Source organism: Microbispora sitophila, from assembly GCF_014892245.1.
Classification (GTDB): domain Bacteria; phylum Actinomycetota; class Actinomycetes; order Streptosporangiales; family Streptosporangiaceae; genus Microbispora; species Microbispora siamensis.
Genome location: NZ_JADBGC010000001.1, coordinates 237,636 through 257,755 on the forward strand (window position 1 = coordinate 237,636; position 20,120 = coordinate 257,755).

A 20,120-nucleotide genomic window follows, 5' to 3' on the forward strand; every position below is an offset into this window, starting at 1 on the left:
GTTCAAGTGCGGTAAGGCGACGCGTAAGTCTCGAATTGGTCACAGCCCGGGAAATCCGGGCCTTGTCCGCTTTAGACCCAAGAGTTTCACCTGTTCCGGTAGCAGACGTAAAGATCGTCTTCTATAGTTTCAGGCCGAATCCGAGTGGAGGTCGCGTGCGGTCGGGACGCTGGGCCAGGCTGGCGGTGGTCACCACCGCGCTGCTCGTCGTACCGTCCGTCTCGGGTGCGCTCCGCGCCGAGGCCGAGCCGGACCAGCAGGCCAAGCTCCGCAAGCTCACCCAGGAGGCCGCCGCGCTCCAGAAGGAATACCGCGGCGAGATCCTCAGCCTGGACGACGCGAAGAGGGCCGCGCAGAAGGCGTCCGGAAGGGTCAGGAAGCTGAAGGGGGACCTGCTCGCGGCCCAGCGGCAGGTGGCCGCGTTCGCCCAGACCTCGTACATGAGCGGGGGCGCGGACGCCTCCCGGCTCTTCTCCCTGTCGGCCGACCCGAGCTCGCTGGCGACGCTGGCCTATCTGGGCAACGCCAGGACCGAGCGGCTCAACAGCGTCAAGGATCTCGTCGCCAAACAGAAGAAGGCGGCCGCCGCGGCCGCCGACGAGATCGACAAGCTGCAGGCCCACATCAAGGAGCTCAAGTCGAGGCGCGGCGAGGTCGAGCGGCTGATGGCCAAGTACGGCTTCCAGACACCCGACGCCGGCAGCGGCCTGACCCCGCGCCTGATCTCGACGCGCAACGCCATCATGTCGCAGTTCCCGATGCCTTTCGGCGTGGGCTGCCTGCGGCCCGGCGACCCGGGAGAACACGGCAAGGGCCGGGCCTGCGACTTCATGATGAGCAGTGGCGGCCGGATGCCCGACGCCGTGGCCAAGGAGCGCGGTGACGCCCTGGCGCAGTGGTGCATCCAGCACGCGAGCGAGTACGGGATCATGTACATCATCTGGCAGCAGCGCTACTACGACATGCGTACGCATGCCGGTTGGCGGATGATGTCCGACCGCGGCGGCATCACCGCCAACCACTACGACCACGTTCACGTGTCGGTGCTCTGAGCCTCCAGGAACTTCCGCAGCCAGTGGTAGGACGCCTTCGGGGTGCGCTGCTGGGTCTCGAAGTCGACGTGGACCAGGCCGAATCGCTGGTGGTAGCCCTCGGCCCACTCGAAGTTGTCCAGCAGTGACCAGACGAAGTAGCCCCGCAGGTCCACGTCCGCCTGGCGCATCGCCCTGATGTGGCCGTCGAGGTAGGCGATCCGCTCCTGGTCGTCCAGGCCCTCGTACGAGCAGCCGTTCTCGGTGATGTAGACGGGCGGCAGCGCGTCGCCGTACCTGGCCTTGAGGGAGTCGAGCAGTTCGCGCAGGCCGTCGGGGACGACGGGCCAGCCGAACGCCGTGGTGGGAACGCCGGAGATCTCCTCGAACCGGAACGGCAGGCCGTCCCCGCCCGGGCCGCCGATCCGGGTGGGGTTGTAGTAGTTAATCCCCAGCCCGTCGAGTGGCTGGGCGATCGTCTCCAGGTCGCCGGGTTGCACGGGGATTTCGACGCCGAACGCCGACAGATCGGGGTAGGCGCCGGTGAGGACCGGGTCGTTGAACAGCCGGTTGTGCAGGATGTCGTACGTCTCGGCGGCGGCCAGGTCCTCGGGCGAGCCGGAGGCGGGCCAGACCGGGGTGCAGTTGTTGGTGATCAGCACCTGCTCCGCCCCGGCCGCCCGCAGCGCCTGCGTGGCCAGGCCGTGCCCGAGCAACTGGTGATGGGCCACCGGCAGCGCGTCGAACATGAGTGCCCTGCCCGGGGCGTGTATGCCCAGGCCGTATCCCTCCACCATGTGGACGAACGGCTCGTTGAGCGTGATCCACATGCGTACGCGGTCGGCCAGTCGTTCGGCCACGACGGCGGCGTAGTCGGCGAAACGGCGGGAGGTGTCACGGTCGAGCCAGCCGCCCTCGTCCTCCAGCGCCTGCGGCAGGTCCCAGTGGAAGAGCGTTGGCACGGGAGCGATGCCGCGCTCGCACAGCGCGTCCACGAGACGGTCGTAGAAGTCGAGTCCGGCCTGGTTGACCGGGCCGGCGCCGGTGCGCATCACCCGCGGCCAGGCGATGGAGAAGCGGTAGGCGTTGACGCCGAGGCCGGCCATCAGCGCCACGTCCTCGGGGTAGCGGTGGTAATGGTCGCAGGCCACGTCGCCCGTGTGCCCGTCACGGACCTTGCCGGGCGTGTGGGAGAAGGTGTCCCAGACGGAGGGCCCTCTGCCGTCCTCGGTGACAGCTCCTTCGATCTGGTAGGACGCGGTGGCCGTACCCCAAAGGAACATCGTGCCGCCTCTCTCAGTTAATATGAGGATAACTCATGTTAGCTCGGTTGTCCGAAAAGCGGGAGAGAATGGCGGAATGACAACAGGGGGAGCGTTGCGCCGACGGCCCGCACAGCGCCGCAGTCAGGAGCGGGTCGAGCGCATGCTGGACGAGTGCGCCCTGCTGCTGGACGAGGTGGGGTACGCCGCCCTGACCACCAAGGAGGTCGCCCGCCGGGCCGAGGTGCCGATCGGGACCTTCTACCAGTTCTTCACGGACAAGCAGAGCCTGGTCCGCGCGCTCGCGCTGCGGAACCTGGAGGCGTACCTGGACCGGATCGCCTCCCGGCTGGCCGCCGCGCCGCTGTCGGACTGGACCGGCGTCGTGGACCTGGTCGTCGACGAGTTCGTACGTATGAAGCGGACCACGCCCGGCTTCGGTGTGGTGGACTTCGGCGAGGTGCTCGCCGCTCCCGGCGGGCCTGCCCTTCCCGGCACCCAGCGGATGCTCGACGAGGCGCTGGAGAACAACGTGGTCGTCGCCGACCGGCTGCGCTCCCTCATCGTGGAGCTGCTCGGCGTGGCGCCGGGCGACGGCCTCTCGCGCGCCTTCGTGGTCGCCGTCGAGGCCGCCGACGCCGTGCTGAAGCTGGCCTTCCGCGCCCACCCCGACGGCGACCCCGACCTCATCGCCGAATGCAAACGCCTCGTCCGCCGCTACCTCTCCGACCACCTGGGCTAGGCACGCGAAAGGATATTGGGCTTCCGCTTTGGGCGCAGCAGCTTCAGTCCGGCGGGACCTGCCCGTCACTTTGGGGCTTACGGCAGGCGGGCGGGGTCGTCATAGCGCTCATGGCCGAGATGCCGATGAGGTGGTGGCGGACCTGCTCATCGATTTGATGGCCGTGCGGCATCAGATGGAGACCTCGACGCCGGATGACGTGACCGAGTTGCACCGGGTCACGGCGGCGCTCGCGTCCGTCCACGCCAACGCGCTGACCCGGCTCGGCGAGCACGGCGCCGCCTTGCGCTGGGGGCGTACGGCCCGCCAGGCCGCCGACGCCTCGGGAGATCTGCGACTGCGGTTGCTGGTGCGCGGCGAGGAGGCCGGTCACGGCCTTTATGGCCAGCGCGGTCCGGAGACCGTCCTCGCACTCGTCGAGAGTGCCGAGCGCATCGCCGGAGGATCCAGCGTGGACCTCCTGACCACCCGGGCAAAGGCCCTGACGGTGCTCGGCCGGCACAACGAGGCCCGTACGGCGCTGGACGACCTGCTGCGGCCGGCCTCGTCAGGTGTTACCGCCGACTCCTTCGGCTTCTGGAAGCCAACCAGATTCATTTCGCGGAGAGTCGGGTCCACGCCGGAGCGGGCAACGAGCCCGAGGCGGACCGGGCACGCGAGGATGTGCTCCGGCTCACGAGCTCTTACCAGTACAACGCGAACGTCTGCCTGCATGAGGCGCTGCGCACGGTCGCTCAGGGTGGCGTCGACCAGGGCATGCGCCAGGCGACAACGGTGATCGACCGGCTCGCTGCCGCATGCCCTGCGATCGCCGGCAAAGGGGACCCCTCGTCAAACGGCAGGCGGCACCGGTGCCGTGTGGTCTCGGAGGGAGGCCGACCCGCGTGCGTGGAGGCTCTGCCCGGCGTCGTGGCGCGGAAGACCTGAACCCCGAGGTGGGGGGACGGGCATGGCTCCTGGCGGTCAGTGTCGCGACGCCTTCGCCGCGGTCGGCAGCTCTGCCAGAGCCGGATGAACCCGTCCCGGCTGGATCGTCGTGATCGAGTAGGTGGCGACGCCGTTCACGACGAACGGGTCCTCCGCGCTGATCCGCTCGATGGTCTCGCGGTCCACGCCGCACGCCACGATGGCCCCGCCCTGTGACGACGGCACCGTCTGCCCCGAGACCAGGAAGACGCCGTCCGCGTGGTGTCGTTCGAGATAGCCGATGTGATCGCGAACGAAGGGAGCGGCGTCTTCCTCGGAGCCCGTGTAGGTGACGATCAGCACGTGCAGCATGCCGCCATTCAAGCAGCCCGGCCGGTCAGGAGGCGGGTAGTGATGTCCGCCAGGCGTTCGCCCTGGTAGCGGGCGGCTGCGAGAGTCTCCTCGGACGGGGTGCCCGCGCCGCCCCGATGAGCGGTGCCGTACGGGTTGCCGCCCGCGGGGTACACCACCGGGTCGGTGTAACCGGGCGAGACGATGATCGAACCCCAGTGGTGGAAGGTGTTGTAGAGGGCAAGGATCGTCGACTCGTTGCCGCCGTGGGCGTTGTGGGCGCTGGCGAAACCGGTGGCGGGCTTGTTGGCCATGACGCCCTGCTGCCAGATGCCGCCCGTGGTGTCGATGAACTGCTTGAGCTGTGAGGCGATGTTGCCGAAGCGGGTCGGCGAGCCGAAGGCGTAGGCGTCTGCCCAGATCAAATCGTCCAGCGTGGCGACCTCGACGTCTTTGGCGGCCTCGACGTGTTCGCGCCAGGCCGGGTTGGCGTCGATGGCGGAGTCCGGGGCCAGTTCGGGGACCCGGCGCAGCCGGACGTCGGCGCCGGCCTTCTCCGCACCCTCGGCTATCGCCGTGGCGAGCTGGTGGACGTTGCCGGTGGCCGAGTAGTAGATGACCGCGATCTTGGCACCCATGATGACGTCTCCTCCGAATGACGATCAACCGGATAGTTATCCGGTTCGTCGGCAGTAAATCGGATAACAATCCGGTTTGCAAGTCGGAGGGCGGATCTCCAGTCCGGTAGCCTCGGGACCATGTCCCGCATCGAGCTTCCCGTCACCGGACAGGCGCTGCCGGAGCGCGCGGACGCCGCTCGGAACCGGCGGAAGATCCTCGACGCGACGGCTCGCCTCATAGCGGAGCAGGGCCCGGAAGCCGTCACCATGAACGCCGTGGCGCACGCCGCGGGGATGGGCGTCGGCACCGTCTATCGCCGGTTCGGTGACGTGAGCCGTCTCCTGTTCGCGGTGCTGGACGACGGTGAGCAGCGTTTCCAGCAAGCTTTCATGTCCGGTCCACCGCCCCTTGGCCCCGGCGCCCCGCCCGCCGAGCGGCTGCGCGCCTTCCTCCACACGGTCGCCGACCGCATCATCGAGCAGGGCGCGATCATGCGGGCGGCGGAGAGCGCCTCACCGGGAGCCCGCTACCAGAGCGGCGCCTACCTCACCATGCACACGCATGTGTCCCTGCTGCTGCGCGAGATGAGACCCGAGTCGGACCCCACGGTCCTGGCCCACTTGCTGCTCGCGCCGTTCGTGCCGAGCCTGTTCGAGCACCTCACGGTCGAATGCGGTGTGACGGAGGACCAGATCAAAGCCGGCATCGACAGCCTGCTCGAGCTTTAGCGGGCGCCCGTCGTCCGTGCGCCCGCACGCGGGCGGCCTCGCCGACTAACGCGCCCCCCGGTGGCGGGGCCGGTTCGTGCCGCCACCGGGGGTGCCATGCGATGGTCAGGCGGGGGCGTCGAGGCGGGCGATCTGCTCGTCGCCGAGCTTGACGTCGACGAGCAGTTCATCGAGCTGGGCGACCGAGCTGACGCCGACGATCGGGATGATGTCCTGCGCCCGCAGCCAGGCGAGGACGACCTGGTTGCGCGTCGCGCCGAGCTCGCCCGCCACCTCGTCCAGCACCGCGAGCCGCCGGATGGTGCCCGGGTGGTCGTAGTGCTCGGGCAGCGGCTTGCCGGCGTACGCGCCCGCCAGCAGCGAGGTGTAGACCCACAGCGTCAGGTCGCCCTCGGAGCGTACGTAGTCGAGCAGTTCCTCGGTGACCAGGGTGTGCCCGCCCTCGGGCAGCCGTACGCCGGGGCGGGGGCGGAGGTAGGAGTGGCGTAGCTGCACGTGGCCGTACCGGGTGCCGCCACGTGCCGCCGCCAGTGAGCGGGCCCGCTCCAGCCGCCACACCGCGTGGTTGCTCGCGCCCACCTCCTTGGCCTTGCCGGCGAGCACCAGTTCGTCGAAGGCGGCGACCGTCTCCTCCAGCGGCGTGGACCTGTCGTCGATGTGCGCCCAGTACACGTCCACGTGATCGGTGCCGAGACGCCGCAGGCTGCCCTCGATCGCGGCCCGGACCACACCGGCGGACAGGCCCTCGGCGGCGTCGAGGGTACGCGCGCCGGGCACGGACGGGCGGGCGCCGCACTTGGTGCTGATCACCACCTTGTCGCGGTTGCGCCGGGAGGCGAGCCATCGGCCGATGGTGGCCTCGCTCTCGTCGCCGGTCGCGCCCTCCTGCCAGAACGGATAGTTGTTGGCCGTGTCGAGGATCGTTCCGCCGCCTTCGACGAAGCGGTCGAGGATGGCGAACGAGGTCGCCTCGTCCACGGTGGTCCCGAAGGGGATCGTTCCCAGAGCGATTCTCATGCGGACCACCTTGCCGCCTGGAGCGCACTCCAGCACAAGCGGCTCTCACCGGCGGCGGGTGAGGGCCTTGCGGCCGCGCGCCACGATGGTTTCGACGTCCGTCAGGTCGCTCATGTCGCGGGCGCTCGCCAGTGCCTCCTTCGCCGCGTCGTAGGCGTCCAGGACCGCGTTCCAGTCCACCTCGCCGGTCCGGTCCGTCAGGCTGTCGATCTCCTCGCCCAGCCGGGTCACGTTCTCCTCCTGGACACGTCTGGCGTCCTCGAACCGGACCGCTCTCTCGGCGGCCTGCTCCCTGGCGACTCTCCGCCGCCGCACCCTCGCCGTGATCAGCCCGACGACGATCCAGAAGACGACCAGGCCGGCGATGCCGAAGAAGACCAGCCAGCCGACGGACAGCCGGCTGGAGGACCCCGACAGGTCGATGTCCTGGGCGAAGTCCTGCTTCAGCCCGGTGACCTCGGCGCCTTCGAAAGTGGCGCCCCGCAGTTCGGCGTCGCTCAGATCGGCGTCGGTCAAGATGGCCTTGCGGAAGACCGCGTCCCGATACTTGCCGCTGCGCAGGTACGCCCGGTCCATCCTGGCGCCGGTGAAGTCGGCCTGGTCGGCCGTGACGCTGATCAGCTCCGCGTCCCGGAGGTCGGCGCCGACCAGCTTGGCCTGCGTGAGGTTGGCGCTGCCGAGCGCCGCGTCCGACAGGTCGGCCCGGGACAGGTCGGCCCCCACGAGATCGGCGCTGCCGAGCTTGGCGCGCCGCAGTCGTGCCCCCCGCAGGTCGGCGCCCTTGACGGAGCGCAGGCCCGTCCCGACGGCGGAGACGTCACGGAGGATCGCCCGGTTCAGCTTGACCCCCGTCAGGTCGACGCCGTCCAGCTTGGCGCCGGTCAGGTCGGCGCAGCTCAGGTCGTCGGGGAAGTCCGTGACCGCGGTCAGGTCCCAGCCCCGGTAGTCCTGACCGCTGCCGGGCTCGCACGACGGGTCCGGCGCCGGCAGGAACCTGGGCACACCCCTGCTCCCGGCCAGCCGGGCATCCCTGACATCCCGCAGGTCGGCCCCGGCGAGGTCGGCTCCCCGGAAGTCCGCGCCGGTCATCACCGACTCGTACAACTGCGCGCCGCTGAGATCCGCCTGCCGCAGGACGGTCTTGATGAAGGTGGCGCCGTAGAGCCTCGCCTTCGCCGCCTTGACCCGCCTGAGGTCGGCCCGGCGCATGTCCGCGCCGTAGGCGGCGGCGTCGGTCAGATCGACGCCGACCAGCTTCGCGTCGTCGAACTGCGCGTCGTACGCCTTGGCCCGCGCCATCGTGGCCCCGCTCAGGTCGGCCCCCTCGAGATGCGCGTAGTAGGGCGAGGAGTCGTCCATCGTCGCCTCGCGCAGGTCGCTGCCGCGCAGGTCCGCGTAGTACAGCTCGGCCTCGGACAGGTCGGCCTTGCGCAGCCTCGCCCCGGCCATCTGGGCGTACCCGAGGTGGGCCCCCTTGAGCGAGGCTCCACTCAGATCGGCCCCGACGAGCACGCTGCGCACGGTCAGGCCGTCCAGCTTGGCGCCCCGGAGGTCCGCGCAGGACAGGTCGGCGGGCAGCGCCATCCGGGTGAGGTCCCTGCCGGCGAGGTGCGGGCCGCTGCCGGGGCGGCAGGGGAGCCGGTCGCCGGGCGTCGCCGCGGCGGCCGGGGTCATCGGGATCGACAGCAGAACCGCGGCGGAAAGGGTCACCAAACCGGCGACTGAGCGGGGGATGCCGGGCATTTCTCACTGGCTCCATCGGGGACGCCGCCCGGACGCTCCCTGGGGAGACGCGGGCACCGGATCGTACGTGGCATGACCTGTTATAAATCGGCGAGTTGCGAGCCGCTTGCGAAACGCCTACAGGAACGACCCACCTGTACGCGATGCGTGCGAGATTCGATGTGACAGGATCAATGGCGTGGCCGTGTACACACCTGGACAGGTCGTCGAGGAGACCGGTTTCAGCCTCGACACCCTTCGGTACTACGAACGGATCGGGCTGCTGGAGCCGGTCGGCCGTAACGCGGCGGGCCAGCGGCGGTTCACCGAGGACGACGTGAGCTGGCTCGGCATGATCCGCTGCCTGCGGGACACCGGCATGCCGATCGCGGAGATGCTGCGCTTCGCCCAGCTCGTACGGCAGGGCGAGCACACCGTCGGGGACAGGATCGCGCTGCTGGAGGAGCACGACCGGAAGGTCGAGGCCCAGGTCGCCGACCTGCGCCAGAAGCAGGGCGCGATCCAGCGGAAGATCCAGTACTACAAGGACGTGCGGACCATGCGCGACATGCTCCCCGACTGCGAGCAGGCCTCCTGAGCGCACGGTGCCCGGCCCGCTCGTGAGCGGGCCGGGCACGTGGCTCACGTCGTGCGGTACGCCTCGGCCTGGAGGTTGTAGAGGTCGGCGTAGAGGCCGTCGAGGGCGATCAGTTCCTCGTGCGTGCCGTGCTCGCGGACCTTTCCGTGGTCGAGCACGTAGATGCGGTCGGCGTAGCGGACGCTGGCGAGGCGGTGGGTGATGAGCAGCACGGTCCGGCCGTCCGCGTGCTGCCGGATCCGCTCGAACAACGCGTGCTCGGCCCTGGCGTCGAGGGCGGCCGTGGGCTCGTCGCAGATCAGCAGGGGCGCGTCACGGTAGAAGCCGCGGGCCACCGCGATCCGCTGCCACTGCCCGCCCGACAGTTCGTGGCCGTTCTTAAACCGGCGGTCGAGCAGCGTGCGATAGCCGTACGGGAGTTCGGCGATGACCTGGTCGGCGCCGGCGACCTCGGCGGCGCGGGCCACCTCGGTCTCGCCCTTCTCCATGCCCATGGTGATGTTGTGGCGGGCGGTCAGCGGCCACCGGGTGTGGTCCTGGGCGATGACCGCGATCCTGCGGCGCAGGCTGTCCGGATCGACCTCGGAAAGGTCGACGTCGTCCCACCGGACGCGGCCGCCGTCCGGCTCGTAGAGCCCGGCGAGGATCTTGGCGAGGGTCGTCTTGCCCGAGCCGTTCTCCCCGACGAGGGCCACGACCTCCCCACGCTCGATGCGGACCGACACCCCGCGCAGAGCGGGCGACGGCGCCGCGGGATAGGAGAAGGTGACGTCCTCGACCATGATGCGGCCGAAGCCGTCGGGGGCCGTGCGGTCGCGGGCGGGCGGGATGCGGCCCTCGGCGTGGGCGATGAAGTCCAGGAAGTCGGTGAAGTAGAGGCCCTCCTCGTAGAGCCGGTTCGTCGCGTACATGAAGTTCGACAGCGACGTCTGCCCGGACCGGATGGCGAGCACCGCGGTGCCGGCCACCGCGAGGGGCACCGCCCCGGCCGCGAGCAGCAGGCCGAGCGCGACGTAGACCGCGCCCTGCCCCAGGCCGCCCAGCGCCTCGCCGAGGACGCGGGCGACGGTCTGCCGCCGCGCGAGGTCGAGCATGACCCGCTGCTCGCCCCGGGCGACCGCGTCGAACATCCGCAGCAGGAAACCGCGCATGGTGAACGTGCGGACCTCGGCCGCGGTGTCCTTGTCCGCCAGCAGTTCCTCGATGATCCACTTGCGCCGTCTGGCCGGGACGAGCACCAGGGCGGTCGTGTAGCGCATCCTGGCGGTCCGGACGGCCGCCCAGGCGTCGGGGACGACCGCGAGCAGGAGCAGGGGCAGCAGCACGGGATGCAGCACGCCCAGCACGCCCGCCGCCGCCACGATGCCGACCAGGCCCGACAGCGTGTCGATGGTCGTGCTCACGATCATCTCGGCCATCTGCATGCCGCGGATGCGGGCCCGCTGCAGGGCGTCGTGGAACTCGGGGTCGTCGAAGCTGACGAGGTCGACCCGGCTGGTCAGCGTGTAGAGGCGCTCTTCCGTGATCCGGCTGACCTGGGGTTCGAGCCGGGACTGGGCCCAGTTGGACCCGGCCTGCAGGGCCGTGCGCGCGGTGGCGGCAAGGCCCACGAGCAGCAGGCTGGGCAGCGCGGCCCTGACCCGCTCCGGGGTGGGGCCGGCCTGGAACAGCGCGGTCAGCACGCCCGTCGTGGCGAGCAGGCCGAAGGCGGTGAAGACGCCGCCGAGTGTGCTCAGCGTGACCGTGGCCACGGTGTCGCGTGGACTGGCCTCCCAGGCGATGCCCAGTGCCTGCCGGATCAGCCGGGGCAGCCGTCGCGCGACCGTGAGGAAGCCCAGCCCCGCCATCGTCCCGTAGTGTCGCGCCCACTGTGGAGATTCGACGTCCGCCATGTCCGGCAGGTCGTCCTCCGACAGATGATCTGGTCCCCCCTGTTGTGTGACCGTCATGCCTGCAGTGTGAGCGCGCGCGCCGACAATTTCTCAGGCCTCGTTCGCGGCGACGGCTTTGACGCACGCCCCTAACACCTCGCCAGGGCCCGTATGCAGAGACGTTATCGGCACAAACTTGACGGCGTGCCGGTGGAAGTGGGTTGATGGGGCCTGCTGACAACGTTGTCAGCCATATGTGTCTTCGGGGGCCCGAAATCCTCGTAAAAAAGCCTGAAGGGAATGTTGCGATGAGACGACGGTGGATGGCGGCCGTCGCGGTCTCTGTTGCAGGTCTGCTCACTCTTTCCGCCTGTGGTGGCGGTGACAAGCAGGAGAGCGGAGGCGGTCAGGCCGCGAAGAAGGTCGAGGTCTTCTCGTGGTGGACGGGTCCCGGTGAGGCCGACGGCCTCAAGGCGATGCGTGAGATCTTCGCCAAGCAGAACCCGAACTTCGAGTTCTTCGACGCCGCGGTGGCGGGTGGCTCGGGCGACCAGGCCCGCGCGCTGCTGTCCAGCAAGCTGCAGGCCAACCAGCCCCCGGACACCTTCCAGGGTCACGCCGGCGCCGAACTCCAGGGCTACATCAAGAGCGGCAAGCTGGAGTCGCTGAACTTCCTGTACGACGAGCTGAAGCTGAAGGAGGTCTTCCCGCAGCAGCTCATCGACCAGATCTCGGTGCAGGGCCAGGTGTACTCCGTGCCGGTGAACATCCACCGGTCGAACGTCCTGTGGTTCAACCCCTCGGTCCTCAAGCAGGCCGGTATCCACGGCGCGCCGAAGACCGTCGAGGAGTTCATCGCCGACCTCGAGAAGGTCAAGAAGTCCGGGAAGATCCCGCTGTCGATCGGCTCGCAGTGGACCCTGGTGCACCTGCTCGAGTCCGTGCTGCTCGGCTCGCTCGGCACCGACGCCTACAACGCCCTGTGGACGGCCAACGCCGACTGGTCCAACGCGAACGTGACCAAGGCGCTGGAGAACTTCAAGACCATCCTGTCGTACGCGGGCAGCCCGCAGGACGACTGGCAGCCGGCGGCCAAGCAGGTCGCCGACGGCGAGGCGGCCTTCAACATCATGGGCGACTGGGCCTACGGCTACTTCCACAACCCGCCGGAGGGTGGTCTCGGCAAGGAGTCGCACAAGGACTTCGACTGGGCCGCGTCGCCGGGCACGGACGGCACCTTCATGTGGCTGTCGGACAGCTTCACCCTGCCGAAGGGCGCGCCCAACCGCGACGGCGCGATCGCGTGGCTGAAGGTGGCCGCCAGCAAGGAGGGCCAGGACGCGTTCAACCCGCTGAAGGGCTCGATCCCGGCCCGCAAGGACGCCGACCAGTCCCTCTACAAGGACTACCTGTCCTGGGACCTGGAGCAGTGGGCGAGCGACAAGCTGGCCGGCTCGATCCAGCACGGCGTGGTCGCCAACGACCAGTGGCGTCAGGCGATCACCGACGCGGTCGGCCTCTTCCAGCAGGACAAGGACGTCGCCAAGTTCCAGCAGGCGCTGGTCGCGGCGGCCAAGAACAGCGGCCAGTGACCTGATCTCCTCGTACGGCCCACGCTGGGTCCACACGGCGTGGGCCGTACTTGACTTCTGAGAGGTACAAGTGACGCGGGTGCGCAGATGGCTGCCCGGGCTACTCCTGGTGTCGCCGTCGATCATCCTCATCGCGGTCTTCGTGTACGGCCTGCTGGGCTGGAACTTCAAGCTCGCCATGACCGACAAGCACGACGAGATCGCGGAGATCCCCGGCAACTTCGTCGGGCTGGAGAACTTCACCGGCATCTGGAGCGAGGAGCGCTGGGGCCTGTCGGTCCGGCACGCGATCGTCTTCACCGTGGTCTTCGTCGGCGGCGCGCTCGTCCTCGGCTGGTTACTCGCCTTCCTGATGGAGAAGGGCATCCGGGCGGAGAGCGGCTTCCGCGCCGTCTACCTGTTCCCGATGGCCGTCTCCTTCATCGCCACCGGCGTGGTCTGGCGCTGGCTGATGAACAGCGCGACGGGGGAGCAGGCGGTCGGGCTCAACCGGCTCTTCCACTATCTGGGGCTCGACTTCCTGCAGTGGCAGTGGTTCCGCGACCCCGACTGGGGCATGGCCGCCATGGCGATCCCGGCGATCTGGCAGATGTCCGGATACATCATGGCGTTGTTCCTCGCCGGGTTCCGGGGCGTGCCGGAAGAACTGCGGGAGGCCGCCCGGGTGGACGGCTGCAGCGAGTGGGGGGTCTACCGCTACGTGGTGCTGCCGATGCTGCGCCCGGTCACGCTGTCCGCGCTGATCATCCTCGGCCACATCTCGCTGAAGGTCTTCGACCTCGTCGTCGCGGTGTCGGGCAAGCAGATCATCACCGACGTGCCCGCGACGTTCATGTGGACGGCGGTCTACGACTCCCACGACCCGGCGAAGGGCGCGACGATCGCGTCCTACATCGTGCTGTCCGTCGCCGTCTTCGTCGTGCCCTATCTGATCTGGGACGCCCGTAAGGGGAAGCGTTGATGACCGCGCAAGTCGCCGAGAAGGCCCCGCGCACGGCGCCCGCCGCCCGGGTCCGCGAGAAGGGCCGGGCCGGCACGTGGGTGCGGCTCGTCCTGCTGCTGCTGTTCGTCCTGGTCTTCCTGATCCCGGTCTACGTGCTCCTGGTCACGAGCTTCAAGCCGCTCACCGAGGCCGACCCCACGCAGGCGTGGAACCTCCCCAAGGTGTGGACGACCGAGGCGTGGAGCGTCGCCTGGGAGAAGCTCGAACCCGGCATCGTCAACAGCTTCCTGCTCGCGGTCCCCGGATCGCTGATCTCCGCGGCCCTCGGGTCGCTGAACGGGTACGTGCTGTCCAAATGGCGCTTCCCCGGCGCCGACGTGCTGTTCACGCTGTTCCTGTTCGGCATGTTCATCCCGTACCAGGGCGTGATGATCCCGCTGGTGCAGCTCATGGTGAACGTGGGCGACGCGCTCGGCGTGCAGCTGTACGGCGGCATCCCGGGCCTGGTCCTCGCCCACGTGGTGTACGGCATCCCGATCTGCACGCTGATCTTCCGCAACTACTACGTCACGATTCCCGACGAGCTCATCGAGGCGTCCCGCGTCGACGGCGCGGGGATGCTGCGTACGCTCTGGTCGATCGTCCTGCCGGTCTCCGGCCCGGCGTTCGCCGTGGTGATCATCTGGCAGTTCACCTCGATGTGGAACGACTTCCTGTTCGCGGTCTTCCTCACCGGGCCGAGCTCCTGGCCGACCACGGTCATGCTCAACAACATCGCGGGCGCCGTGACGACGCCGTACAGCCAGCAGATGGCGGCGGCGATCCTGGCGTCCATCCCCACGATGATCATCTACGTGCTGCTCGGCAGGTTCTTCATGCGCGGTCTCATGGCGGGCGCGCTCAAGGGCTGAGTCTCCAGGGCTGACTCTCAAGGACTGAGTCTCAAGAGTCGAGGCGGCCGGACACCAGCGCGTCCCCGAGAGGAGTGCGCCGGTAGAGGACCTGCCGCCCGACCCGGGCGCCGGCGACCAGCCCGGCCGCGCGCAGCGCGGTCAGGTGGCCGCCGGCCGTCCCGAGCGCCAGCCCGAGGCGGGCGGCGAGCTGCGTGGTGGTCGCCGGGGTCTCCAGCTCGGCCAGGATCCGGGCCCGGGACCTGCCGACCAGCCCGGCGAGCGCCGCCGCGCCGCCCGCCCGCGGCCGCGCCGCCGCCACTCCGCGCGCCGGATACACCAGCGCGTACGGCCATGCCTCGTCGAGGTAGGCGATCACCTTGCGGACGAAGAGGCTGGGCAGGAACAACAGGCCCCGGCCGCCGAGCCGGTGCCGTTCGTCCCGGTCGCCGGAGGCCGCCACGTCGATGCGGGCCGATTCGGGTCGCCAGCGCACCCGCGGGCCGAGGTCGTCGAGCGCCGCCGCCCAGCCGTACGTCGCCAGCCGCCCGGCCCGCTGGATCACGTCGCGCTCCAGGATCGCGTGGAAGCGGGGCCACTGCGGCGCGACCAGCTCGGTCCAGGTGCGCTCGAGCCCGTCGGCCAGGAGCGCGACCACGTCGTCGTCCTCCAGGACCTCCCTGATCGCATCGGGCGGAGGCGGACGGCCGTCCAGCGACATCGCGATCTCGGCCCGCGCCCGTTCCAAGGGCGTCGCCCGCATCGCCGCGATCTCCTCGGCGAAGGCGACGTTGACCCCGGTCGGCGGCGGCGCGATGAAGTCGGCGTTGTAGGCCCCCTGCCGGAACAGCGCGACCAGCGCCCGCGCTCCCGGGCTGCCGGAAAGCAGCCGGGCGAACCGGGGGCGCGCCGTCGCGGCCCAGGACGCGTGTGCGCCCGCGGGCCCTCATGGTCGCGGGCGACCTCCTGCGCGTGGCCACGTGTCTCGTTCTCGGTCTCGGCGACCTGCCGATCGGGACCATGCTCGCGCTGGTGTTCGCGGCGGGCGTGCCCACCCCCCTGTTCTCGGCCGCGCGCGGCGCCGTGCTGCCCGACGTGCTGGCGGGGGACGCGTACGTGCTCGGCCGCGCCGTGTTCACGACGACCTCGGCGGGCGCGCAGGTCGCCGGGCTGGCCGTCGGCGGGGGTCTGCTCGCCGTGACGGGCCCGCACCGGGCGCTGCTGATCACCGCAGCGCTCTCACTGGGCAGCGCGGCGCTGACCCGCTTCGGGCTGCGCGACCGCCCGGCGCGCGCCTCGCGCCAGGCCGGCGCCGTACGGACGACGCTGCGGGTCAACCGTGCGCTGCTGGCCGACCGCGCCGTCCGGGGACTGCTCCTGGCGGGGTGGCTGCCGCCGATGCTCTCGGTCGGCGCGGAGGCCGTCTACGTGCCGTACCTCACCGGTGCGGGATCGGCGTGGGGCGCGGGGGTCGTGCTGGCCGCGGCGGCGGCGGGCATGGGCGCGGGGGAGTTCGCCGTCGGCAGGTTCGCCCCGCCCGCAGTGCGCGAACGCCTGCCCTTCGCGCTGGCGCTCCTACTGGGCGTGCCGCTGCTCGGGTTCGCCGTCCGCCCGGGGGTGGCCGGGGCGGCGGCGCTGGCCGCCCTGGCCGCGGCGGGGCTCGCCTACAACCTGGGGCTCCAGCGGCGGTTCCTCGACGCGGTTCCCGAGGCCGCGCGCGGGCAGGCGTTCGGCCTGCAGACGTCCGGGCTGATGACGGCCCACGCGCTGGGTGCCGCCGCCGCGGGCGCCCTTGCCGAACTCGTGCCCGCCCATCTCGCCATCGCGCTCTCGGGCTGCGGCGTGATCGTCGTCGTGCTCGCGCTGCGGGGTGATCTGCGGGGTGATCTGCGCGGCGAGCCGCTGCGGCGGGTCAGCCCGCCGTACGGTCCCGGCGGGGCAGGGGAGGGCGCTCGCCCGAGCCCCGCGGAACCAGCCGCGTAGCGAGTTCGATCCTGCTGGTCGGCCCCTCGTCCCCGGACAGGCGCATGAACAGCAGGTCGGCGGCCGTACGGCCGAGCCGGGCGGGATCCTGCGCCACCACGGTGATGCCGAGCAGGTCGGCCAGTTCGAAGTCGTCGAACCCCACCAGGGCGAGCCCGCCCGCGGCGCCCGCGTCGGCGGCGTCCGTGAGCGACGCCAGCGCCCGCAGGGTCTCCACGGTGGTGCGGCCGTTGCCGGTCAGCAACGCGGTCGGGGGGTCGGACGCCGTGAGCAGCCGGGTCAGGTCGGCCCGCATCCGCGCCGGGTCCGGCGGCCCCATGGCCACCAGCCCCTCGTCGTACGGCAGGCCGGCGGACGCCAGCGCCTGCCGGTAACCGCGCAGGCGTTCGGCGGCGGTGAAGATCCAGGGGGAGTCGCCGAGGAAGGCGATGCGGCGGTGGCCGTGCGCGATCAGATGAGCCGTGCCCGTCCGGGCCCCGCCCGCGTTGTCGCACAGGACGATGTCCGCCTCGCACCCCGCGCCCGGCGGCCGGTCGGCGAAGACCGCCTTGATCCCGGCCTCGAACTCGGGCGCGAGGTAGCCGTGGTCGCTCCCCGCAGGCACGATGATCAGCCCGTCCACGCGGCGGGCGCAGAAGGCGAGCACGAGATCGCGCTCGCGGGCCGCGTCCTCCCGGGACGACCCGGTGAACAGCAGATAGCCGTGGTGCAGCGCGGCGTCCTCCACGGCGCGGCTGAGGCTGGAGTAGAAGGCGTCTGCGACGTCCTCGATGACCAGGCCGATGCTCGCCGTACGGCCCCGCCGCAGGATGCGCGCGCTGTCATTGCGGCGGTAGCCGAGCCGCTCGATCGCCGCCTGCACGCGGCTCGCGGTCGCGGCGTTGACGCCGGGCTCGTTGTTGACGACGCGGGAGACGGTCTTGAGCGCCACACCGGCCGCGGCGGCCACGTCGTTCATGGTCGGACGGCCGCGTCTCGTCTCTCCCACGCAGGGATCATCTCCCATTTCACGGCCCTAGACAACGTTGTCAGTTCCATGGTGAGAGATGGTCGCTTTTGTGGAGACGTGGGGGTGTGCGGGATCACGGACTCCCGGGCTGTGCGCGGCTCGCGCCTCCGGTGGCCCGCAGGTCGGCCTCGATCCTGGCGGCGGTGGCGAGCAGCGGGGGGAGCAGGTCGTGGCGGGCCGACTCCAGGGTGGTGCGGCTGGCGTGCGAGGAGATGTTGACCGCCGCCACCACCCGGCCGCCGCGGTCCCTGATCGGCGCGGCGATCGAGCGCAGCCCCTCCTCCAGTTCCTGGTCCACCATGGCCCAGCCCTGGGCCCGTACGCGGTCGAGCGCGGTGCGCAGCGCGACCCGCGAGGTGGTGGTGTGCGGGGTCAGCCGCTCCAGGTCGGCGCGGGCGAGGTAGGCGTCGAGATCCTCCGGCGGGAGCCCCGCGAGCAGCACCCGGCCCATGGAGGTGCAGTACGCCGGGAAGCGGGTGCCGATCGCGATCGTCACACGCATGATCCGGGCCGTCGGCACCCGGGCCACGTAGACGATGTCGGTGTCGTCCAGCACGGAGACCGACGCCGACTCGTGCACCTCGGCGACGAGCCGCTCCAAGTGCGGCAGCGCGACCTCGGGCAGGGAGAGGCTCGACAGGTAGGCGTAGCCCAGTTCGAGCACCCGGGGCGACAGGGAGAACAGGCGCCCGTCGGTCCGCACATAGCCCAGGCCGGCGAGCGTCAGCAGGAACCTGCGCGCCGCGGCGCGGGTGAGACCGGTCTTGCGGGCGACCTCGCTGAGCGTCAGCTCCGGGCTCGCCGCGTCGAACGCCCGGATCACGGCCAGACCCCGGGCCAGCGACTGGACGTGCTCCTCCGCCATGACCGCCCACCTCCCGACCGAACCCTAGCGCCGGCCGACGACGGCCGGGGGACGGGCGGGGCGCGGGACACCGGCCGGTAGGGTTTCCCGAGTGATGAGGGGGATTGCGGCCTATCGGGGAAATCTGCTGCTGGTGGGCGGGTTCGTCCTGGCGGCGCTCAACCTGAGGCCCGCTCTCGCGGGCGTGTCACCGCTCCTTCCGGCCATCATGCGGGACCTCGGCCTCAGCCCCGCCGGGGGCGGCGCCATCACCACGGTGATGGTGGCGTGCCTCGGCCTGCTCGCCCCGGCCGCGCCCGCGCTGGCCACCCGGATCGGGCTGGACCGCACGCTGCTGGCCGGTCTGCTCCTCCTTGCCGCCGGTGTCGCGCTGCGCAGCGCGGACGGCGTGCCCGCGTTGTATTGCGGCGCCGCTCTGGCCGGCACGGCCATCGCCGTCATGAACGTCGTCATGCCGGGCCTCGTCAAGCAGCACTTCCCCGGCAGGATCGGGCTCTTCACCGGCCTGTACGTCTCGGTCATGGTGGGCGGGGCCGCCATGGCCTCGGCGGCGATGGTCCCGCTGGCCGGGCAGGTCGGCTGGCGGGCGGCGGCGGGGTCGGCGACCCTGCTCGCGCTGCTGGCGGCGGCCCTGTGGTGGGTGGCGCTCACGAGGCAGGGCCAGGCCATCGCGTCGCCGCCCCCGGCCGTGCTCACAAGGCCGGACGCCCAGGACCCGGCGGCGCCGGTCGCAGGGCGGGACCGCCGTTCCCGGCCCCGCGACCCCGGCCACCGGCCGTACGCGGCCCTGCTCCGCGCGCCCGCGACGTGGCCGGTCATGGCGTTCATGGGTCTGCAGTCGCTGACCTTCTACGTCCTGCTGGCCTGGCTGCCCACCGTGTTCCAGGCCGCAGGCCTGCCCGCCGACGAGGCGGGATATCTGCTGGGCCTGACGAATCTCGTGCAGATCGCCGCGGCGCTGGTCGTCCCCCTGCACGCGGGCCGGGCCCGTTCCCAGACGCCGCACGTGGTCGTGGCCGTGCTGCTGACCATCGGCGGATATCTGGGCGTGCTGCTCGCGCCCACCACCACGCCGTGGCTGTGGATGATCGTCCTCGGGCTCGGCCAGGGGGCCTCGATCGCGCTCGCCCTGCTGATCATCACGCTGCGGGCGCCCGATCCGGCCTCGGTGACCGCGCTGTCGGCGGTCGCCCAGTCGAGCGGCTACGTGCTGGCCGCGATCGGGCCGCTCGCGTTCGGCCTGCTCCACGAGCTGTCCGGCGGCTGGACGGTGCCCCTGCTCGCCGGGCTGGGGGCGTGCGCCCTCCAACTGGCGTCGGGTGTGCTCGCCGCCCGCCCGGCGCCGGGACGGCCGACGTAGTCAGCGCGGCAGCCGTTCGAGGTCGATGGCGATGGGGAAGGGGGCGTCCACCGCGAGGCGGGTGTGGTGGACGCCGGTCACCTGATATCCGGCGCCGTCGGCGTCGAGTGCGAAGGAGTAGACGAAGGGGCGGCAGTCGGTGCTCTCGACCCGCCAGAAGTGGGGGATGCCGGCCGCCGCGTAGTGCCGTGGCCGCACGTCGCGGTCCGGGGCGGCCGAGTCGGTGCCGACGACCTCGATGACCAGGCGCACCTCCTCGGCGAGGTAGCAGGTCCTCCGGTCGTCGGAGGCGGCGAGGTCGTCCACCAGGGACACGTCGGGACGGGCGCGCCGATCCGGCCCCAGCAACACGTCCATGCGGCTGACCGCCACCAGGTCGCCCGGCACCTGCGCGTTCAGGGCCGTGCGCAGGCCGTAGGTCATGCGCTCACGGAATCGGGTCTGAGGGCCCGAGGGGATGAGGCCGGCGTCGGGGTGATCGGCGTCGTCCTCGCCGTCCCGCCGCTCGTCGGCGGGGGGACGGAGCCGGGAGAGCCGATCGGAGACGCCCCCGGCCCCGCCTCCCGGACGGGGCTGGAGCCAGTCATCGAGCACGCTGGTCATGGCAGAAGCCTAGCGTCACCCTCTGT

The 20,120-nt window shown here is 71.0% G+C and carries 20 protein-coding genes; 10 read left to right on the plus strand and 10 right to left on the minus strand.

The window, feature by feature from the left end; genetic code table 11:
* The first annotated feature begins 155 nt into the window (after positions 1-155).
* A complete protein-coding gene (locus tag IL992_RS01045) occupies positions 156-1,052 on the plus strand; it encodes a coiled-coil domain-containing protein (protein ID WP_193201404.1) in 897 nt (298 codons plus the stop codon).
* Here IL992_RS01045 and IL992_RS01050 read toward each other — a convergent pair.
* Positions 1,034-2,314, minus strand: a complete 1,281-nt coding sequence (locus IL992_RS01050) for a GH1 family beta-glucosidase (RefSeq protein ID WP_193201405.1) — start codon at positions 2,312-2,314, stop codon at positions 1,034-1,036. The two genes, IL992_RS01045 and IL992_RS01050, sit on opposite strands and share 19 nt — an antisense overlap.
* Before the next feature lie 76 nt (positions 2,315-2,390).
* On the opposite strand from IL992_RS01050, the gene IL992_RS01055 reads away from it, so the two are divergent.
* A complete protein-coding gene (locus tag IL992_RS01055; RefSeq protein ID WP_193201406.1) occupies positions 2,391-3,035 on the plus strand; it encodes a TetR family transcriptional regulator in 645 nt (214 codons plus the stop codon).
* Positions 3,036-3,168: 133 nt separating this feature from the next.
* Entirely contained in the window at positions 3,169-3,813 is a 645-nt protein-coding gene (locus IL992_RS01060; protein ID WP_193201407.1) for a hypothetical protein, read from the plus strand.
* Positions 3,814-3,998: 185 nt separating this feature from the next.
* Here the strand turns inward: IL992_RS01060 and IL992_RS01065 are convergent, their stop codons facing one another.
* Positions 3,999-4,313 (minus strand): YciI family protein, encoded by a 315-nt coding sequence (locus IL992_RS01065; protein ID WP_193201408.1) that lies wholly within the window; start codon positions 4,311-4,313, stop codon positions 3,999-4,001.
* An 8-nt stretch (positions 4,314-4,321) separates the two neighbouring features.
* The gene (wrbA, locus tag IL992_RS01070; RefSeq protein ID WP_193201409.1) at positions 4,322-4,930 is read right to left on the minus strand and encodes an NAD(P)H:quinone oxidoreductase; all 609 of its coding nucleotides are present in this window, start codon (positions 4,928-4,930) and stop codon (positions 4,322-4,324) included.
* A 120-nt stretch (positions 4,931-5,050) separates the two neighbouring features.
* Between wrbA and IL992_RS01075 the strand changes: the two genes are divergently transcribed.
* Positions 5,051-5,641: a TetR/AcrR family transcriptional regulator gene (locus IL992_RS01075; protein WP_193201410.1), complete on the plus strand. Its 591-nt coding sequence runs from the start codon at positions 5,051-5,053 to the stop codon at positions 5,639-5,641.
* A 105-nt stretch (positions 5,642-5,746) separates the two neighbouring features.
* Here IL992_RS01075 and IL992_RS01080 read toward each other — a convergent pair whose 3' ends face one another.
* Complete coding sequence (locus IL992_RS01080) at positions 5,747-6,658, minus strand: aldo/keto reductase (RefSeq protein WP_193201411.1); 912 nt, start codon at positions 6,656-6,658, stop codon at positions 5,747-5,749.
* 45 nt (positions 6,659-6,703) lie between these two features.
* Entirely contained in the window at positions 6,704-8,401 is a 1,698-nt protein-coding gene (locus IL992_RS01085) for a pentapeptide repeat-containing protein (protein WP_193201412.1), read from the minus strand.
* A gap of 178 nt (positions 8,402-8,579) precedes the next feature.
* Here IL992_RS01085 and IL992_RS01090 point away from each other — a divergent pair, with 178 nt between their 5' ends.
* Positions 8,580-8,978, plus strand: coding sequence for a MerR family transcriptional regulator (locus IL992_RS01090; protein ID WP_193201413.1), 399 nt, complete (start codon positions 8,580-8,582; stop codon positions 8,976-8,978).
* 44 nt (positions 8,979-9,022) lie between these two features.
* Here the strand turns inward: IL992_RS01090 and IL992_RS01095 are convergent, their stop codons facing one another.
* Complete coding sequence (locus tag IL992_RS01095; RefSeq protein ID WP_193201414.1) at positions 9,023-10,927, minus strand: ABC transporter ATP-binding protein; 1,905 nt, start codon at positions 10,925-10,927, stop codon at positions 9,023-9,025.
* Between the two features lie 230 nt (positions 10,928-11,157).
* Between IL992_RS01095 and IL992_RS01100 the strand changes: the two genes are divergently transcribed.
* The 3 genes from IL992_RS01100 to IL992_RS01110 all read left to right on the plus strand — a co-directional run bounded on the left by IL992_RS01100 (position 11,158) and on the right by IL992_RS01110 (position 14,295).
* Entirely contained in the window at positions 11,158-12,441 is a 1,284-nt protein-coding gene (locus IL992_RS01100; protein WP_193201415.1) for an ABC transporter substrate-binding protein, read from the plus strand.
* Positions 12,442-12,520: 79 nt separating this feature from the next.
* Positions 12,521-13,402, plus strand: coding sequence for a carbohydrate ABC transporter permease (locus IL992_RS01105; protein WP_319018248.1), 882 nt, complete (start codon positions 12,521-12,523; stop codon positions 13,400-13,402).
* Positions 13,402-14,295, plus strand: a complete 894-nt coding sequence (locus IL992_RS01110; RefSeq protein ID WP_193201417.1) for a carbohydrate ABC transporter permease — start codon at positions 13,402-13,404, stop codon at positions 14,293-14,295. The genes IL992_RS01105 and IL992_RS01110 overlap by 1 nt, the downstream gene beginning before the upstream one ends.
* 31 nt (positions 14,296-14,326) lie before the next feature.
* Here IL992_RS01110 and IL992_RS01115 read toward each other — a convergent pair whose 3' ends face one another.
* Positions 14,327-15,037 carry an ArsR/SmtB family transcription factor gene (locus tag IL992_RS01115; RefSeq protein WP_193201418.1) on the minus strand — a complete coding sequence of 237 codons (711 nt, stop codon included), beginning with the start codon at positions 15,035-15,037 and terminating at the stop codon, positions 14,327-14,329.
* Positions 15,038-15,204: 167 nt separating this feature from the next.
* On the opposite strand from IL992_RS01115, the gene IL992_RS01120 reads away from it, so the two are divergent.
* On the plus strand, positions 15,205-16,257 hold the full coding sequence (locus tag IL992_RS01120; RefSeq protein WP_193201419.1) for an MFS transporter: 1,053 nt from the start codon (positions 15,205-15,207) through the stop codon (positions 16,255-16,257).
* Here IL992_RS01120 and IL992_RS01125 read toward each other — a convergent pair.
* Together IL992_RS01125 and IL992_RS01130 are read right to left on the minus strand one after the other, a co-directional pair.
* Positions 16,187-17,245, minus strand: coding sequence for a LacI family DNA-binding transcriptional regulator (locus IL992_RS01125; protein ID WP_319018249.1), 1,059 nt, complete (start codon positions 17,243-17,245; stop codon positions 16,187-16,189). The two genes, IL992_RS01120 and IL992_RS01125, sit on opposite strands and share 71 nt — an antisense overlap.
* Positions 17,246-17,339: 94 nt before the next feature.
* Positions 17,340-18,131 (minus strand): IclR family transcriptional regulator, encoded by a 792-nt coding sequence (locus IL992_RS01130; protein ID WP_193201420.1) that lies wholly within the window; start codon positions 18,129-18,131, stop codon positions 17,340-17,342.
* A gap of 94 nt (positions 18,132-18,225) precedes the next feature.
* Between IL992_RS01130 and IL992_RS01135 the strand changes: the two genes are divergently transcribed.
* The gene (locus IL992_RS01135) at positions 18,226-19,491 is read left to right on the plus strand and encodes an MFS transporter (protein ID WP_193201771.1); all 1,266 of its coding nucleotides are present in this window, start codon (positions 18,226-18,228) and stop codon (positions 19,489-19,491) included.
* Here IL992_RS01135 and IL992_RS01140 read toward each other — a convergent pair whose 3' ends face one another.
* On the minus strand, positions 19,492-20,094 hold the full coding sequence (locus tag IL992_RS01140; protein WP_193201421.1) for a Uma2 family endonuclease: 603 nt from the start codon (positions 20,092-20,094) through the stop codon (positions 19,492-19,494).
* Positions 20,095-20,120 lie beyond the last annotated feature (26 nt).

Coding starts and splice junctions, on each gene's coding strand:
- IL992_RS01050 (WP_193201405.1), bottom strand. CDS start 2,314: ATGTTCCTTTGGGGTACGGCCACCGCGTCCTACCAGATCGAAGGAGCT.
- IL992_RS01055 (WP_193201406.1), top strand. CDS start 2,391: ATGACAACAGGGGGAGCGTTGCGCCGACGGCCCGCACAGCGCCGCAGT.
- IL992_RS01065 (WP_193201408.1), bottom strand. CDS start 4,313: ATGCTGCACGTGCTGATCGTCACCTACACGGGCTCCGAGGAAGACGCC.
- wrbA (WP_193201409.1), bottom strand. CDS start 4,930: ATGGGTGCCAAGATCGCGGTCATCTACTACTCGGCCACCGGCAACGTC.
- IL992_RS01075 (WP_193201410.1), top strand. CDS start 5,051: ATGTCCCGCATCGAGCTTCCCGTCACCGGACAGGCGCTGCCGGAGCGC.
- IL992_RS01080 (WP_193201411.1), bottom strand. CDS start 6,658: ATGAGAATCGCTCTGGGAACGATCCCCTTCGGGACCACCGTGGACGAG.
- IL992_RS01085 (WP_193201412.1), bottom strand. CDS start 8,401: ATGCCCGGCATCCCCCGCTCAGTCGCCGGTTTGGTGACCCTTTCCGCC.
- IL992_RS01095 (WP_193201414.1), bottom strand. CDS start 10,927: ATGACGGTCACACAACAGGGGGGACCAGATCATCTGTCGGAGGACGAC.
- IL992_RS01100 (WP_193201415.1), top strand. CDS start 11,158: ATGAGACGACGGTGGATGGCGGCCGTCGCGGTCTCTGTTGCAGGTCTG.
- IL992_RS01110 (WP_193201417.1), top strand. CDS start 13,402: ATGACCGCGCAAGTCGCCGAGAAGGCCCCGCGCACGGCGCCCGCCGCC.
- IL992_RS01115 (WP_193201418.1), bottom strand. CDS start 15,037: ATGCGGGCGACGCCCTTGGAACGGGCGCGGGCCGAGATCGCGATGTCG.
- IL992_RS01130 (WP_193201420.1), bottom strand. CDS start 18,131: ATGGCGGAGGAGCACGTCCAGTCGCTGGCCCGGGGTCTGGCCGTGATC.
- IL992_RS01135 (WP_193201771.1), top strand. CDS start 18,226: ATGAGGGGGATTGCGGCCTATCGGGGAAATCTGCTGCTGGTGGGCGGG.
- IL992_RS01140 (WP_193201421.1), bottom strand. CDS start 20,094: ATGACCAGCGTGCTCGATGACTGGCTCCAGCCCCGTCCGGGAGGCGGG.